Annotated in this window: 9 protein-coding genes; 1 reads left to right on the forward strand and 8 read right to left on the reverse strand. The window is 55.3% G+C overall.

Translation table 11 applies throughout. The features are described 5' to 3' along the window. Positions 1 to 116: 116 nt before the first annotated feature. From K6123_RS12500 to K6123_RS12515, 4 genes are read right to left on the reverse strand one after another with little or no spacing between them, the layout of a single operon-like run. The gene (locus tag K6123_RS12500; protein ID WP_221798207.1) at positions 117 to 2,942 is read right to left on the reverse strand and encodes an FAD-binding and (Fe-S)-binding domain-containing protein; all 2,826 of its coding nucleotides are present in this window, start codon (positions 2,940 to 2,942) and stop codon (positions 117 to 119) included. A 10-nt stretch (positions 2,943 to 2,952) separates the two neighbouring features. After that, entirely contained in the window at positions 2,953 to 3,657 is a 705-nt protein-coding gene (locus K6123_RS12505) for a LutC/YkgG family protein (RefSeq protein ID WP_221798208.1), read from the reverse strand. Continuing rightward, positions 3,654 to 5,246 carry a LutB/LldF family L-lactate oxidation iron-sulfur protein gene (locus K6123_RS12510; RefSeq protein WP_246624768.1) on the reverse strand — a complete coding sequence of 531 codons (1,593 nt, stop codon included), beginning with the start codon at positions 5,244 to 5,246 and terminating at the stop codon, positions 3,654 to 3,656. The genes K6123_RS12505 and K6123_RS12510 overlap by 4 nt, the downstream gene beginning before the upstream one ends. After that, entirely contained in the window at positions 5,243 to 6,088 is an 846-nt protein-coding gene (locus K6123_RS12515; RefSeq protein ID WP_221798210.1) for a (Fe-S)-binding protein, read from the reverse strand. The genes K6123_RS12510 and K6123_RS12515 overlap by 4 nt, the downstream gene beginning before the upstream one ends. Before the next feature lie 289 nt (positions 6,089 to 6,377). On the opposite strand from K6123_RS12515, the gene K6123_RS12520 reads away from it, so the two are divergent. Next, a complete protein-coding gene (locus K6123_RS12520) occupies positions 6,378 to 7,142 on the forward strand; it encodes a GntR family transcriptional regulator (protein WP_221798213.1) in 765 nt (254 codons plus the stop codon). Positions 7,143 to 7,151: 9 nt separating this feature from the next. Here K6123_RS12520 and K6123_RS12525 read toward each other — a convergent pair whose 3' ends face one another. The 4 genes from K6123_RS12525 to aceE all read right to left on the reverse strand — a co-directional run bounded on the left by K6123_RS12525 (position 7,152) and on the right by aceE (position 14,698). Continuing rightward, a complete protein-coding gene (locus tag K6123_RS12525; protein ID WP_221798215.1) occupies positions 7,152 to 9,251 on the reverse strand; it encodes a response regulator in 2,100 nt (699 codons plus the stop codon). A 190-nt stretch (positions 9,252 to 9,441) separates the two neighbouring features. Continuing rightward, a complete protein-coding gene (locus tag K6123_RS12530) occupies positions 9,442 to 9,738 on the reverse strand; it encodes an EF-hand domain-containing protein (protein WP_221798217.1) in 297 nt (98 codons plus the stop codon). Positions 9,739 to 10,040: 302 nt separating this feature from the next. Continuing rightward, entirely contained in the window at positions 10,041 to 12,032 is a 1,992-nt protein-coding gene (gene aceF, locus K6123_RS12535; RefSeq protein WP_221798219.1) for a pyruvate dehydrogenase complex dihydrolipoyllysine-residue acetyltransferase, read from the reverse strand. Between the two features lie 14 nt (positions 12,033 to 12,046). Beyond that, complete coding sequence (gene aceE / locus K6123_RS12540; protein ID WP_221798221.1) at positions 12,047 to 14,698, reverse strand: pyruvate dehydrogenase (acetyl-transferring), homodimeric type; 2,652 nt, start codon at positions 14,696 to 14,698, stop codon at positions 12,047 to 12,049. Positions 14,699 to 14,751: the final 53 nt, after the last annotated feature.

Raw genomic sequence — 14,751 nt, forward strand, 5'->3', positions numbered from 1 at the left:
ACTTATTTAGCTGGCCCTGTTTATTGAACGACAAAGGGCACGCTCCTCATGCCTTGTTCTGAAGCCAACTGGCTCTCAGCAGGGCCGCTTTACTAATTGAAAACGCCCCAGGACGATCAGACTAGCGGCTGGCTGACCCGGTCGAGCAGATAAAACAAAGAGTGGTAAGCGATACCACTGTTTTTGGTGAGGCCAATTTCGCAGGTGCGACTGGTCGAAATACCTTCCTTGCAATGACTGACCTGGGCTTTTAATGGTGCCAGTGCCGAGTCATTCAATTCTGGCAGTACAAAGCCGCGATCTCCGGCAAAACCACAACAGCTGATGTCTTCTGGCACCACTACCTTGCTGGAGCAATGTTTGGCCAGTTTAACCAGTTCGTTGCCCAGTCCCTGTTTCACCGTCGAGCAGGTCACGTGGACGGCGACTTCATCGTCAACCGGATTCACCTTCAGCCGCGGCACCAGATAGTCGTTGGCAAAACGTACCGGATCGAGCAACTGAATGCGGGAATCCAGCCGACCTTGCATGCGGAAGGTACAAGGGCTGGTATCGATCAATACCGGAATACGGCCATTGTCAGTCGCCAGCAATAACGCCTGATTGAGCTGTTCGCTCATGGCGTCAGCCTGTTCAAACATACCTTTGCTTTCCAGCGGCATGCCACAGCAGAAGGCCTGCTGATCTTCCAGCTGGCTCAGTTGCAAACCGGCTTTTTGAGCCAGCTCCAGCGTCACCTGCTGCAGGCTGCGTTGTTCGGCATCCTGTTTGGCTGGCCCCATATTGCGACTGGCACAGCTGGGGAAATACAGCACGTCGGCATCAGCCCGACAACCCACCAGCGGCCTGGCAGTGTCGCTGGCTTGCGGCATAGCATCGTGCCATAGCGGCAGCTTGTCGAAACTGAGTCTGGAAGCCAGTTTACTGGCCCCGGCCAACACCGAATCGCCCACAATCGAGCGGGTAATATCGACCATTTTCAGCGCCCCATGAGTGGCGTTGGCAAGGGTTTCAAAGTGACCCGCAACCCACTCCGCGCGGCCTTCATAACGGGCGTTACGTTCGTGACGCAAATAGCGACTGAGGTCACCGGTATTAATTCCCACCGGACAAGCCGTGCTGCACAAGCCATCGGCGGCGCAGGTATCCACCCCCATGTACTGATAGTCTTTCAGCATTTGCTGATAGTCCGCCGACTGCGGCTCACCATTCACCGCTCGCTGCTGACGGCTCAGTTCACGCATCACCACAATCCGCTGACGCGGTGTCAGGGTAAGGTTTTTCGACGGGCAAACCGGCTCACAGAAACCACATTCAATGCACTTGTCGATCAGCTCATGAGCTTCCGGAATCGGCTTGAGATTGTCGATGTGGGTGCGCAGATTGCGGGTCAGAATCACGTCCGGGTTGAGAATGCCGTTGGGATCAAAGGCCTCCTTGATGCGCCACATCAGCTGATAGGCCTGGGCGCCCCACTCCAGTTCAACAAACGGTGCCATATTCCGACCGGTGCCGTGTTCGGCTTTCAGTGAACCGTCATAACGCCCCACTACCAGCACACAGACTTCGTCCATAAAATCCGCATAGCGCTGGATTTCGGCTGGGTCGGTGAAATTCTGGGTGAACACAAAGTGCAGGTTACCGGCCAGCGCATGGCCGAAGATAATGGCTTCGTCGTAGCGATATTTTTTGAACAGCGCCTGCAGTTCCAGCACTGCTGGCGCCAGCGACTCGACCGGAAAAGCCACGTCTTCAATAATCACCGTGGTGCCTTTTTCGCGCATCGCACCGACTGCCGGGAACATGCCTTTGCGGATATTCCAGTACAGCGCACAGGTCGCCGGGTCCGTCGTGAATTCCTTGCCGTGCAGACACTCGAACGGCTGCAAGGCAACCAGAACTTCAGTCAGCTTGCTGTCCAGCTCAGCGGTTGAACAACCACGCACTTCCACCAGCAAGGCTGCCGCATCATCACTCAGGGTTGGCAAATAGCCAGGCATGCCAGGCTTGTCCTGCACCGAGCGCAGACCCGGCCGGTCGATCAGCTCAACCGCTGCCACCGGAGTCACTGACAGTGCCGTAACAGCTTTGCTGGTCTGTTCGATGTCGGCAAAAATCAGCATCGCCGACGCCTTGTGGGCATGCTCTTCTACCGTGCGATAGACGACTTCGGAGACGAATCCCAGCGTGCCTTCCGATCCCACCATCAGGTGCATCAGAATGTCGATCGGATCGTCAAAATCGACCAGCGCGTTGAGGCTGTAACCCGTGGTGTTCTTGATCGAGAACTTCTTGATAATGCGCTGACGCAGCTCGTTGTTACTGGCTACTTCGGCATGCAGTGACGCCAGTGCAGCGATCAGGCCGGGTTGCTGCTGCATAAAAGCCGCCCGCGAGGCAGCGTCGGCGGTGTCCAGCCGGGTACCATCAGCCAGCACCAGCTTCATCGACTCAATGGTTTGGTAGGTATTCTGGGCCGTACCGCAACACATCCCGGAAGCGTTGTTGGCAACAATACCACCGATTTTACAGGCATTGATGGAGGCTGGATCCGGGCCAATCTTACGCGCGAACGGTGCCAGCTTACGGTTGGCATGAGCACCAATCACCCCCGGCTGCACCCGCAGGCGATCACCGTTGGCGAGCACTTCCATGCCATTCCACTGGCTCGACAAACGCACCAGAATACCGTCACTGACCGCTTGACCAGACAAGCTGGTACCCGCCGCCCGGAAAGTCACATGAACCTGATGCTGCTGTGCCAGTAACAGCAACTGAACCACTTCCTGTTCGTTATCAACCATCACCACAGCTTGTGGAATCAGCCGATAAAAACTGCCGTCTGTACCAAATGCCAGTTTGCGCAGAGGATCGGTAATGATCCGCTCAGCATCCACCAACCCGGCCAGATCTTTTAACAATGCGGTGTAATTTGCTTTCATGAAAACTCACTCACCCGACGGATTCAGCATGCAGATCGTTAACCCAGAGGATCAACAAGGACTTGGGACCATGAGCACCATAAGCCAGGGTTTGCTGGATATCGGCGGTCTTGCTGGGGCCGGAAACCAGCACCAGATTGGTCGGCAAAAGCTGCCCCTGCTGTTTGTCGAACGAGTGCTCGAACAGCTCGGCAACACCCGATAACAAAGTGCTTTCACGCACCACCACAATGCTCAACGGTGGTACCAGTGACAGCGTACGAGGCTCCTGTGGGCCAGTGACCAAGGCCAGCGAACCGGTTTCCGCCAACGCCGCCGAGGCATAACTGAGACCCGCCTCCGCTTGCTGAAACAGTGTCGACCGCATGGCGGTGTCGGCACCGGCTTCCACCGCCTGATCGAACACTGTTACCGTCAATCCACTCAGCTGCCGGGGCAACTGTTCTATTAAGGGCAAATTTTCCGCCCGGCTGGCCACCACCAGATTACCAATCTGACGACTGCCCAGTTCACTGACCAGTGCCTGCTGCCAGCCGGCTTCAGTGGTTTCAACGATGTCAGCATGATTGGCGCTCATCAGCTCCATAAAGCTGGCCTTCCACTGATCTTTCGGCAAGCGCGGTAACGTTGGCAGTTCATGACGACTGGCAGCGGTTGCCTGCACGGACTGACCTTTACGCAAGCGTCCGAGAATATTGCTTTTGGCGCTGATCATGATTTGCCCTCGCGGTTATCGGTTGCATCCGGGGTTTGGGCGGTTTTGATATCCGCGGCGGAAGACGGCACACCGGCTTTTTTAGCCAACTGGTGCAAGCTGCTGGCAGCAGGTTTTGGCATCACCCGGGTATTCGTCCAGGGCGACAGTTTGGATGGCATCAACACCCGGCCTTTGGTTATTGCCGTGGTGGTCAGGCGATACAACGCCGAGTGGCGGTGCAGCTGACTCCAGCCCTGCCAGATCAGACTTTCCGCCAGCGAGCGATGACTGCCGCTGCCATTCACATGGGGTTTACCGTCGTGTTGTACGGTCACCGGAGCATTCGCTTCAGCACGCAATTTACGAATCAGATCCGGCAGCGGAATTCGTACCGGACAGGCTTCGCCACAAGCGCCGTTAAGCGAACAGGCATTGACCATGTCGGCATGAACGCCCAGACCACCGGACGAATCCAGTTGCGGCGTCACCACCTGACCAATCGGACCCGGATAGGTTGACCCGTAGGCATGCCCACCAATCCGGGCGTAGACCGGACAGTGGTTCATACAGGCACCACAGCGAATACATTGCAGGGTCGGTTTCAGATCCGGATGGTTGAACATTTTCGAACGGCCGTTATCCAGCAACACCAGATGCACTTGCTCTGGGCCATCCGGTTCTTCAGCCTTGCGCGGGCCGGAAATCATGTTGACGTAGGTGGTTATGATCTGGCCGGTGGCCGAGCGTGGCAGCAGCGTCAGCAGTTCCGGCACATCGCTCAGCGAGCGCACTACTTTTTCAATGCCGGTAATGGCGATGTGCACCGGCGGCACCGTAGTGCTCATGCGACCATTGCCCTCGTTTTCGACCAGCAATAAGGTACCGGTTTCGGCAATCGCCATGTTAACGCCGGAAATACCGACGTCAGCCTGGCGGAATTTCTGCCGCAAAATCGCCCGGGCGTTGCCAATCAGATCATCAACATCTTCGCTGTACGGCACCGCTTCGCCATCCGGCGTGGTCGCCCGGGTGTGCATCAAGCGGGCGATCTGCTGCTTGTTCTTGTGAATCACCGGCATCACGATGTGAGACGGTGCTTCCTTGGCCAGCTGCACCAGATATTCGCCCATGTCACTTTCCAGGCATTCAATACCACGTGCCTCAAGGTAATGATTAAGCTCGATCTCCTCACTCACCATCGACTTGCCCTTCACCACCGAACGGGCGTTATTGGCGACCATGATGTCGTGAATGATCTGGTTGGCCTGCTGGGCAGTTTCAGCCCAGTGCACCTGAATGCCGTTGGCGATGAGGTTCTGTTCGAGCAGTTCCAGCAAATCCGGTAGATCCTGCAAACTGCGCTGGCGAGCGGCTTCACCGCGATCACGCAGGGCTTGCAGCATCTCCTCATCCGGGAATACCGAACGGCGTTTGGCCATCAGGAAATCACTGGCACCACGAAAGCTGGCACGCAAGGTATCGTTTTCCAGTGCCATTTTGGCGCGCGCCTTGAAGTGCCGCGCGGCCATATCGGCAAACTCATGTTCTTCCCGATCAACCACTTCGGTCAGTTCGATAAACTCCGGCTGGTTACGCAATTCGCTCATGCTTCGCCCTCCTGCACAACGACCCGGCTGGACTGGGCCGCTTCCCACACCAGCGTGGCCAGATGTTTGACTGGCATTGCCTGACATTGGCCTTGCTGCTCAAGTAGCTGCATGGTGCCACTGATGTTCATCAAACAGCCGCAATCGGCGCTGGTCATTAGGTCCGCACCGGTAGCCGCCATCGCCATCGCCTTGTCATGGGCCATGGCAGCGGAAATATCCGCTTGCTTGACCGCAAAGGTACCGCCGAAACCACAACACTCGGTCACTCGTTCCGGTTCAACCCGTTGAACGCCCGGCAAACGATCCACCAGCGCTTGGTGTTCGGCCGCCAGCCCCATGCCGCGACGGGTAGAACACGACGTGTGCAGCGCGACTTTTATTACGGGTGAATCCACCCCTGATAAATTGGTCTTACCAATATCATGAAAGCCGACATTCAGTATCCGGATCAGAAACTCACTGAATTCATAGGTGCGCTTTGCCAGTCCGCAGGCAGCCTGCTCTTCCGGCTCACCGGCAAACAGCCTGGGATACTCGTGATGCATCATGCCAGTACAGGATCCCATCATGACCACCACCGGAATATCCTCGGCAAAAGCCCGTAATTGCTGGCGTGCCACCGCTCTGGCTTCCGCCTCATAGCCACTATTCCAGGCCGGTTGACCACAACAGGTTTGTGCCTGTGGAAAGATCACTTCGATACCAAGCTGCTGAAAAAACTGAATCGCATCCATCCCGGCCTGAGGATAGAAGCTATCGACCAGACAGGTACCCATCAGATAGATACGCTGTGGCGCTGGAGGGTACGGGCGGCGTGGCGCGCCAGCTAATTGGGACATGAAAAGCTCCACGGTTGCGGTGACCGACAAGGCAGCTGAGCTGCGTCAGCCGACTCAACCGGACAGCAACTCAATAAAATACTTGCGGTTTTTATTTTAATTATCTAAATTGGTAATACCAATTTACCAAATTATTCTGAACAACTTACCTCTGATTAACGTTCTGGTCAATCTGCAGACAGCCATTTGGCAGATTTACCAACCAGACCTGACTCAAATCAGGATAGTCATAATCCTGCCGGGTAGCATTGTTCTCCCTTTCAACGACCCAACCTCTTCGGACACCCCCATGCCTAACCAGAAAATCCGCAGCCAGAAAATTTCCGACATTGTTGCGGAACAGCTGGAAAGCATGCTGATTGAAGGCAGCCTGGAACCTGGCCAGAAAATCCCTACAGAACGGGCGCTGGCGGAGCGTTTTGAGGTGTCACGGCCATCGGTACGCGAGGCCTTGAACAAGCTGGAAGCAAAAGGGCTGGTTATTCGTCGCCAGGGTGGCGGAACCTATGTGGCCGATAACATTGGCATGTCGATGACAGATCCGCTGTTCGACTTGCTCGGCAGCCATCCGGAATTCAATTACGATCTGCTCGAATATCGTCACGCACTGGAAGAAATTGCGGCCCATTATGCGGCAGTACGGGCAACGGAGTCTGACCACCAAATTATTCGTCAGCGCTATCAGGAATGGCTCGATGGCCATAACGCTCGTCTCGGTGCCGAAAAAGAGGCTGAGCTAGACTGGCGTTTTCACCTGTCGATTGCCGAAGCCTCCCACAATGCCGTTTTATTGCATTCGATGCGGGCGTTGCTGAGTCTGTTCAAGCAGACCATCGCCACCAACCTCACCTATCTCTACACCGAAGAAAGCCGTCGCGAGGAAATTCGCCAGCAACATGAAGCCATGCGCGATGCCGTGCTGGAACGTAATGGCGAAGCAGCACGTAAAGCGGTTAACAATCACCTGGCCTTTGTCGAAGAAACCCTGCAGCACAGCAGCCGCTTTGAAAGTAATGCCCAGCGCTCACTGCGGCGTATGTCGATGATTCGCTGACAGCCAGCGTTATGCAGGACCGCCTGTTCGCTGGCGGGCCAATTGCCGTGTAATCACTTCAATCAGCTCATTTTTCTTGAACGGTTTACAGATATGGTCGTTCATACCAGCTTCCAGACTGGCACGCACATCAGCCTCCGATGCATTGGCGGACAGGCCGATGATCACCCCCGGATAATGATGCCGCTGGCGCAGAATACGGGTTGCTTCCAGACCACCAATAACAGGCATCTGAACATCCATCAGCACCACGTCCGGGCGGTTTTTGGCAGCCAATAGATATTTAATCGCCTGATCGCCATTATCCGCACTGTCAACCGTGATACCTTCGCGCCGCAGTACTTCAGCAGCAACCTTGCGGTTTACCGCATTATCATCCACCACCAGCACCCGAATCACTGCCAGCGGTCGTTCATCAGCTGACTCAGCGGCATGGGCCGGCTGGCGTATGATGCACTCCTGCGGGCCATTAACCAACAAACTGCTGCCCGGGCAACGAAAGCCCACACCAGCTTCCTGACAGTCTGCAATCGGCAGTCGCACGTCAAATCCAAAACAACTGCCCCGACCGGCATCACTGCTTACCAGCAACTTGCCATCCATGGCTGCAACCAGCGAGCGCGAAATACTCAAACCCAATCCGGTGCCGCCGTAATCGCGTGTATCGGAACTGTCAACCTGCTGGAATTTTTCAAAAATAGCGTCCAGCTTGTCTGCCGGAATGCCGCGGCCGGTATCAGTTACCCGAAAGCGAAGCAACACGCCAGCAGCATCACGTTCGATACAATCAACCCGTAATTCCACCCGCCCTCGCTCCGTAAATTTGGCAGCGTTACTGGCAAAGTTCATCAACACCTGGGTTAGCCGTAACGGATCACCCACAAGGCAAGGCGGAATAGCCGGGTCAAGCTGAACATCAACGTCAACCGGCTTGCCTTTCAGCAAAGATCTCAGGTTCGACTCGATCACTGAAGTTAGCTGTGCCAGATGGAAAGCTTCCGGCTTGATTTCCGGCCCCACGGCTTCAATTCGGGCGATATCCAAGAGGTCATTGACCAGCGCCAGCAAGTGCTGGGAAGACACCAGAGCTTCCTCAGCATATTCACGGGCTTCAGGGTCCAGCGAGTTATCCTGAATCAGGCCGTTAAAACCCATAATCGCATTCAACGGTGTCCGTAATTCATGACTCATATTGGCGAGAAACTCCGACTTCGCCTTGTTGGCTGCTTCCGCCTTGCGATAGGCTTCCTGCAACTCCAGCGTGGCCTCGTCAATTCTCGCCTTGAGCATTTCCGGCTCACGTTGCATGCGAAACAACAGCCAGAACAGCACCGGCGCGATCACCCCGAAAACACACCAGAGTAACACTCGCTGCAGGTTCCAGTTGACGTGGTCTACCGGAATAGCGGCCACTTGCCAGCTGCCATTTGGCAGCAGCACGGATGCCACCACCGGATCACGACGAAACAGATCGGGATCGCCGAAAAATACTTCGCCGTCTGCCCCCTTGCCATCACGGCCTCGCACCGCCAGCTCAATCTGATCATCGCTGCGAGTCAGCCCAGCATCGAGAAACAACTGGCCTACATCAACCAGCACAATGGCCATACCCCAGTACTCTTCACGCACACTGTTGTCGGTATAAATGGGATTACGGGCAATGATCGCCCGACCGCCCTGATACAGCTCCTGCGGCCCCGCAACCAGCAAAGAATGATTGGCAATAGCGCGCTCAATCTGGGCTTTTTGCCAGGCAATATTCATCAGGTTATAGCCGAGCACACGGCCATTACGGGGGATATCGGTGGTGTAACGGATGACGTTATCGGGGGCTAGCTGCAGCCCCATTATGCCGTTGCTGTTGTTAGCGGCAGAGGTGGCAAAGGCATCAAATTCCTCGACCGAGAATTCCGAGCGGGACTTTACGAAAGCCGATAAGGCATCCGTTAGCTGTAAACGCTGGTTGACCACCGCCGACAACCGGTTGGTGAGTTCATTCAGACGGGTTTTGGTGGTGTCCATGTGCGCCAGGTAACCTTGATGTACCAACAGCTTGTCGATAAACAATACTGCCGCCAGTAAACAAACCAGCGCCGCGACCGGGAGCATCAATGTCCGCATAGGTGGGTATGCCGTCTCATGCCAACCATTCCTTTAGTCAGAGTAGACGAGATACGCCAGCGGCACCAGCAATTGACGGGTTGCTTTTCGACTTGCTCCACAAGCGCACAAATGGCGTGTGCAATATCGCCAGAGTCTGGCAAGGAGAGGCATTGGAGGCCTCTCCGGCAAGAGCAACTTATTGTGGCGGCTGACCGCCAGATGGTGGCTGAGGTTTGTGGCTTTCCAGCTCCTGTTCAGACAACTTGCCATCGCCATCACTGTCAATTTCGCTGAAATGTTCACTCAATGGAGGAATTACCGACGCTTCAGACTTGCTGACATAGCCGTCGCCATCCTGATCCAGTTCTGAAAATGACGGCGGCTTGGGTGGACGCCCGCCTTGCCCACCACTTTGGGAATCATCAAATCCGGCGGCCATTACAGCGCCCGAGCCCAACAGCAAAACAGTCAGAGACAATGCCGGAATACGCATTCTTACCTCATAGATTCTCGTTTGAAGAGGCTGAATTGTGTCGGAAAAGAGGGTCAACAGGTGTCAGTGAGCGCCGGGAGTCGTCAGAATCCGGTGAGGAATTGCCACGCTCAAATCAGGCAATGACAAGCAATAAATACTGGCAGTATAAAAACAAAAAACCGGCCCCAAAGGCCGGAAAAAGCAGTTACCAACGGTGTTTTCACACCTGGAACAGGATAAGAGCCAACCCCCAAATTGTTGGCTCTTGCCTGATGGCCGACAACTGCCGGCCATCAGAGTTTGCCCCACGGGGCAAACTGTTACAGCACCAGACGGCGGATATCGGCAATCATGTTCACCATGGTGGTGAAGAAGCGACCGCAGTCGGCACCATTGATCGCACGGTGGTCGTAAGACACCGCCAATGGCAGCATGTTGCGAGGAACGAATTCCTTGCCATTCCACTTCGGCTTCATCTCGGCTTTGGAAACACCCAGAATCGCCACTTCTGGCGCATTCACGATTGGCGTGAATCCGGTACCACCGATGGCACCCAGACTGGAAATGGTGAAGCAGCCGCCTTGCATGTCGCGAGGCTTCAGCTTGCCATCACGGGCAGCCTTGATCAGATCATTGGTTTCCTGGGCAATCTGGTAGATGCCTTTCTTGTCGGCATCACGCAGCACAGGCACCATCAGACCATTTGGTGTATCGCAAGCGATACCGATGTGCACGTAGTTCTTCTGAACAATGTGCTCGCCATCGTGATGCAGTGATACGTTGAAGCTTGGTTCTGCACGCAGAGCCATGGCCGCTGCCTTGATCAGGAATGGCAGTGGTGTCAGTTTCACACCCGCCTTTTCTGATTCGGCTTTCATATCCTTGCGGAAGGCTTCCAGATCCGTGATGTCGGCTTCGTCGAACTGGGTCACGTGTGGCACATTCAGCCAGGCACGGGACATGTTCGCCGCAGTCACCTTCTTGATCTTGGACATCTTGACCATTTCGATTTCACCGAACTGGGCAAAATCAACCGCAGGAATTGGCGGAATACCAGAGCCACCAGTGACGGCAGCCGCTGCAGGGGCCTGTTCGGCACGCTTCAGCGCTTCCTTCACGTACAGACGAATATCGTCCTTGGTGATACGACCGCGAACACCAGTGCCCTTGACCTTACCCAGATCCACACCCAGCTGGCGCGCCAGACGACGGGAAGATGGACCAGCATAGAAGTCACCAGGCTTGCCTTCTTTCTCAGCCAGACCCGCACTGGCAGCAACCGGAACTGGCGCTGCAGCAGCAGGTGCCGGAGCAGCAGCAACGGGGGCCGCAGGTGCAGGCGCAGCAACCGGCGCAGGTGCGGCAGCCGCAGCACTGGCAGGTTTGAATACGGCGTAGATATCACCTTCGGAAACCTTGTCGCCTTCAACAACCTTGAAGCCAACCAGAATACCGTCTTCCGGAGCCGGAACGTCCATAGACGCCTTGTCGCTTTCCAGTACGATCAGCGACTCTTCAGCCTTGACCGCAGTACCCGGAGCCACACACAGCTCAATCACGGTAACGCCATCGGCACCACCCAGATCAGGCAAAGGCAGTTCAATTTCAGCAGCAGGTGCTGCTGCAACCGGAGCGGCTGCCGGAACAGGCGCAGCGGCGGCAGGTGCAGCCGCCGCAGCAACAGGTGCAGGCGCGGCTTCTGCAGCACCGGCAACTTCCATCACTGCGTATACGTCGCCTTCCTTAACCTTGCCATCAACAGCCACCTTGAACTCAACAATCTTGCCCGCTTGCGGCGCAGGAACATCCATCGATGCCTTGTCGCTTTCCAGCACGATCAGGGATTCTTCAGCGCCGACTTCCGTACCCGCAGCGACACACAGTTCGATCACGGTTACTTCGTCAGCACCACCCAGATCCGGGATAGTCAGTTCAACAGTCTTGCTGCCACCAGCAGCTGGCGCAGGCGCCGCTGCCGGAGCTGGTGCAGCTTCAACAACCGGTGCCGGAGCAGCTTCAACAACCGGTGCCGGAGCAGCTTCAGCCGGAGCTGCAGCCACTACGGTTTCACCAGCGGCAGTTTCCAGTACCAGAATCGGGGTACCTTCTTTTACCTTGTCGCCAACACTGATCAGCAGTTCAACTACCTTGCCCGCTTCCGGGCAAGGTACTTCCATTGAGGCCTTGTCAGTTTCCAGAACAATCAGGTCCTGTTCTGCCTCAACGCTGTCGCCAACGGCAACAGAGATTTCGATCACATCTACGTCTTCAGCACCACCGATATCAGGTACTGCTACAGTTACTTTGCTCATCTGTCAGCCTCCCCTTAAACCGTGGTTGGATCTGCTTTATCAGCGTCGATGCCCATCTTGGCACGTACCTTTGGCAGTTCCGCTGCATCGAACTTGCCTTGTTTGGCCAGTTCAGTCAGGGCAGCCAGTACCACAAAGCCACGATCCACTTCGAAGAAGTGACGCAGTTTCTTACGGGTATCGGAACGACCGAAGCCATCAGTACCCAGTACCTTGAACGCACCTGGTACGAATGCACGCAGTTGCTCGCCGTAGGACTTGATGTAGTCAGTAGCCAGAACAACCGGGCCTTCTTTAGCAGCCAGCTGGGCAGTGATGTATGGAACTTTCGCTTCCTTGTCGGAGTTGATCAGGTTCCAGCGTTCGGTCTTCTGACCGTCACGAGCCAGTTCGTTAACCGAAGTCACGCTCCAGATGTCAGATTCAACACCGTAGTCTTCGCGCAGGATAACCGCTGCCGCTTCCACTTCACGCAGAATGGTACCGGAGCCCATCAGCTGTACACGTGGACCGTTGGAAGGCTTGCCTTCTTTCAGTACGTACATACCCTTGATGATGCCTTCCTCTGCACCAACCGGCATTTCCGGATGAACGTAGTTTTCGTTCATGGCGGTGATGTAGTAGAAGCAGTTTTCCTTGTCTTCGTACATGCGCTTCAGACCATCCTGGATGATCACAGCCATTTCGAAGCTATAGGTTGGGTCGTAAGACTTACAGTTCGGGATGGTGTGCGCCATCAGATGGCTGTGACCATCCTGGTGCTGCAGACCTTCACCGTTCAGCGTGGTACGACCAGCCGTAGCACCAATCAGGAAGCCACGTGCCTGGATGTCACCCGCCAGCCATGCCAGGTCACCAATACGCTGGAAGCCGAACATGGAGTAGAACACGTAGAACGGTACCATTGGGCAAGCGCTGTTGCTGTAGGCAGTGGCCAAAGCCAGCCATGCAGACATTGCACCCGCTTCGTTAATACCTTCTTCAAGGATCTGACCTTTCTTGTCTTCCTTGTAGTACATGATCTGGTTGGAGTCGTGCGGGGTGTATTTCTGACCCTGGGAAGAGTAGATACCCAACTGACGGAACATACCTTCCATACCGAAAGTACGGGCTTCGTCAGGCACGATTGGCACGATGCGCTTGCCAATTTCCTTGTCTTTCACCAGTTGTGACAGTACCCGTACAAACGCCATGGTAGAGGACTGTTCACGCTCGCCGGAACCACCCAGCTGGCCTTTGAAAGATTCCAGAGTCGGAGTTTTCAGCGCTTCGAAGTCGGCACGACGGGAAGGAACCACGCCGTTCAGCTTCTTGCGGGTTTCCATCATGTACTTCATTTCCGGGCTGTCTGGAGCCGGACGGTAATAAGGTACGTCTTTCAGTTGCTCGTCAGTCAGCGGAATACCGAAGCGATCACGGAATTGCTTCAGTGAGTCTTTATCCAGCTTCTTCACGGAGTGAGTCGGGTTAGCCGCTTCACCTGCATCACCCAGACCATAACCTTTAACAGTCTGAGCCAGAATAACGGTAGGAGAACCCTTGTTCGCCATGGCTTCTGCGTAAGCTGCGTATACCTTGAATGGGTCGTGACCACCGCGGTTGAGGTTGAAGATGTCTTCATCAGACATGTCCTTAACCAGTTCCGCCAGCTCAGGGTATTTACCAAAGAAGTGCTCACGAGTGTAAGCGCCACCGTTGGCCTTGTAGTTCTGCAGTTCACCGTCGCAGACTTCGTCCATACGCTTCTGCAGCATACCGGACTTGTCTTTTTCGAACAGCACATCCCAGTGACGACCCCAGACCACCTTGATCACGTTCCAGCCAGCGCCGCGGAATACGCCTTCCAGTTCCTGCATGATCTTGCCGTTACCACGGACCGGACCATCCAAACGCTGCAGGTTACAGTTAACCACGAACACCAGGTTTTCCAGCTGCTCACGACCAGCCAGAGAGATAGCACCCAGAGTTTCCGGCTCATCACACTCGCCGTCACCCAGGAATGCCCACACCTTACGGTCACCACGGGCAACCAGGTCACGAGCAGACAGGTAACGCATGACGTGCGCCTGATAAATAGCGCCGATTGGGCCCAGACCCATGGATACAGTCGGGAACTGCCAGTAGTCCGGCATCAACCATGGGTGCGGGTAAGAAGACAGACCCTTGCCATCGACTTCGCGACGGAAGTTGTCCAGTTGTTCTTCGTCGAAACGACCTTCCAGGTAGGAACGGGCGTAGATACCAGGAGCAGAGTGACCCTGGAAGTAGATCAGGTCACCCAGGTGGCCATCGTCATTGCCGCGGAAGAAATAGTTGAAACCCACATCGTACAGAGTGGCGGCAGACGAGAAAGAGGCGATGTGACCACCGAGACCTTCGTCGTTATCGTTGGCACGCATAACCATTGCCAGCGCATTCCAGCGGACCAGAGAGCGAATACGGCGCTCCATGAACAGGTCGCCCGGCATCCGCTTTTCTTTTTCCAGAGGAATGGTATTGCGGTAAGGAGTAGTGATTGCGGCAGGCAATTCAACGCCTTTCGCCATCGCATGGTCAAACAATGCTTTCAACAAGAAGGCTGCACGCTCAGGGCCTGCATGGCGGATGGTCGCGTGGAGTGAATCCAGCCATTCTTGTGTTTCGTAGATATCGACATCTTGTGTCATACGGAACTCCCAGTCTTCTTTTTTATATGCGCCCGGATAAGGCACGGGTTCGG

This window comes from Oceanobacter mangrovi (genome assembly GCF_019740315.1).
In the GTDB taxonomy this organism is placed as follows: Bacteria; Pseudomonadota; Gammaproteobacteria; order Pseudomonadales; family Oceanobacteraceae; genus Oceanobacter; species Oceanobacter mangrovi.

Coding starts and splice junctions, on each gene's coding strand:
- K6123_RS12515 (WP_221798210.1), bottom strand. CDS start 6,088: ATGTCCCAATTAGCTGGCGCGCCACGCCGCCCGTACCCTCCAGCGCCA.
- K6123_RS12505 (WP_221798208.1), bottom strand. CDS start 3,657: ATGATCAGCGCCAAAAGCAATATTCTCGGACGCTTGCGTAAAGGTCAG.
- K6123_RS12510 (WP_246624768.1), bottom strand. CDS start 5,246: ATGAGCGAATTGCGTAACCAGCCGGAGTTTATCGAACTGACCGAAGTG.
- aceE (WP_221798221.1), bottom strand. CDS start 14,698: ATGACACAAGATGTCGATATCTACGAAACACAAGAATGGCTGGATTCA.
- aceF (WP_221798219.1), bottom strand. CDS start 12,032: ATGAGCAAAGTAACTGTAGCAGTACCTGATATCGGTGGTGCTGAAGAC.
- K6123_RS12500 (WP_221798207.1), bottom strand. CDS start 2,942: ATGAAAGCAAATTACACCGCATTGTTAAAAGATCTGGCCGGGTTGGTG.
- K6123_RS12525 (WP_221798215.1), bottom strand. CDS start 9,251: ATGCTCCCGGTCGCGGCGCTGGTTTGTTTACTGGCGGCAGTATTGTTT.
- K6123_RS12530 (WP_221798217.1), bottom strand. CDS start 9,738: ATGCGTATTCCGGCATTGTCTCTGACTGTTTTGCTGTTGGGCTCGGGC.
- K6123_RS12520 (WP_221798213.1), top strand. CDS start 6,378: ATGCCTAACCAGAAAATCCGCAGCCAGAAAATTTCCGACATTGTTGCG.